General features: G+C 71.3%; 1 protein-coding gene. It reads left to right on the top strand.

The features are described 5' to 3' along the window. The first annotated feature begins 113 nt into the window (after positions 1 to 113). Positions 114 to 1613, top strand: coding sequence for a purine-cytosine permease family protein (locus ACFU99_RS42080; RefSeq protein WP_384403656.1), 1500 nt, complete (start codon positions 114 to 116; stop codon positions 1611 to 1613). The last annotated feature ends 336 nt before the right edge of the window (positions 1614 to 1949 follow it).

A 1949-nucleotide genomic window follows, 5' to 3' on the forward strand; every position in this document is an offset into this window, starting at 1 on the left:
CGCCCATAGGCCCGTACGGCCTGTATGTCCGTACGGCCCGATCGCCGGACCGCCCGCCCGGCTGAGGAGACAGCGAGCAGCCCCAGCAGCGATCAGCAGCGAGGAGACGCGACATGGCAGTCGGCACCACTGGCTCACCCGGCACCACGGGTGCCGAAGGCCCAGCGCACTCGGGGGCGGCGGCACCGCCCCCGGACAGCGGCCGCAAGCCGGTCATCGAGGCGCGCTCGATCGACTACGTGCCGCTGGCCGAGCGGCACGGCAAGGTGTGGCACCTCTTCCCGGTGTGGTTCGCCGGGGACGCACACCTCGCCACCGTCGCGACCGGCGCGATCGGCGTCGGGCTCGGCGGCAACCTCGTCTGGACGGCCGTCGCGGTGGTGCTCGGCTGCGCGCTCGGCACGTTCTTCATGGCCTTCCACTCCACACAGGGCCCGCAGCTCGGGCTGCCGCAAATGGTGCAGTCGCGGCCGCAGTTCGGGTTCATCGGGGCGCTGCTGGTGTGGCTCGTCGCACTGACGACGTACATCGGCTACAACGCGTTCAACCAGATCCTGGTCGGCTCCACCCTCGATCACCTGGCGAAGGTGCCGTCGGGGGCCAGCTACGTCGGGTACGCGGTGATCGCGGTCGTGCTGGCCGTGGTCGGCTACGACGTCATCCACAAGGCGTCCCGCTGGCTGACGTATGTGGTGCTGGTGGCGCTGGCGCTCTTCACGGTCTGCGTGATCGCCGTGCACCCCTTCACGCACGCGCAGCTCGACCTGGGGTCCTTCGCCCTCACGCCGTTCCTGATCCAGCTGTTCACCGCGGCCGTCTACCAGCTCTCCTGGTCCATCTACGTGTCGGACTACTCGCGCTATCTGCCGCCGACGGTCGGCGTCCGCTCCTCGTTCTGGTGGACGTATCTGGGCGCGGGCGTCGGCGGCGCGTGGATGATGCTGGTCGGGACGGTGGCGGCGGGGCTGTTCCCCGGCAAGAGCCTGGTGGAGTCGGTGATCGCCGCGGGCGACCGGGCGTTCGGCGGCTTCGGCACGGTGCTGCTGATCGTCACGGTGCTGCCGCTGCTGACGATGGGCGCGCTGAACGTCTACGGCGGCAGCCTCACCCTGCTCTCCAGCCTCGACTCGTTCGGCCGGTTCCGGCTGACCGTCGCCCGGCGGATCGGCGCGCTGTGCGTCGTGGCCGTGGTGTCGACGGGGATCGCGTTCGGCGCGAGCGAGAACTTCGTCGAGGAATTCGGCCATTTCCTGTCGGTGCTCGGCACCCTGTTCACCCCCTGGACCGCCGTGAACCTCGCCGACTTCTATCTGGTGCGCCGGGGCCGCTACTCGATCCGGGAGATCTTCAACCCGCGCGGGATCTACCGCCGTTGGAACTGGCGGGGGCTGGTCGCGTACGGGACCGGCTTCGTGGTGATGCTGCCGTTCTCGGTGATCGGCGACGCGGAGGGGCCGATGGCCCGGCTCCTCGGCGGGCTGGACGTGTCGATGCCGGTGGGGCTGCTCGTGTCGGCGGGCGTCTACCTGCTCGTATGCCGCTCACTGGACCTGTCGGCGGAGCGGCTGGCGGTCGAGGCGGCGGACGCGGGGCTGGAGCCGGAGGGGGCGTGACGCCTCCTGATGCCGCCCATGGAGCTGGGGCCGAAGGAGGCGTGCGGCGCCGCCGCTCTTCCCTTCATCGCCCGCGAGGGCGTCGCGCGTATGCCGGACGACTGTGCGCGGGGCGCTGTTCGCGGCGTGCGGGCGGGGCTACGCTGAGTGGTGCGCCCCGGACCCCGGCGACATGTGAACCGCTCCGTTCCGAGGAGGCGCGCCCCCATGGCCGTAGGTCTCGAACCCTCTCCCAGCGCCTTGGACGCGGCGCGCGCGACGGCGGTCGCGGCGCCCTCTCCCCCCGTCACCTCGGTGATCGACGTCAGCGGCCGACTGGACCGCACCGCCCTGCCA

The sequence above is a fragment of the Streptomyces sp. NPDC057654 genome, from assembly GCF_042800135.1.
Classification (GTDB): Bacteria; Actinomycetota; Actinomycetes; order Streptomycetales; family Streptomycetaceae; genus Streptomyces.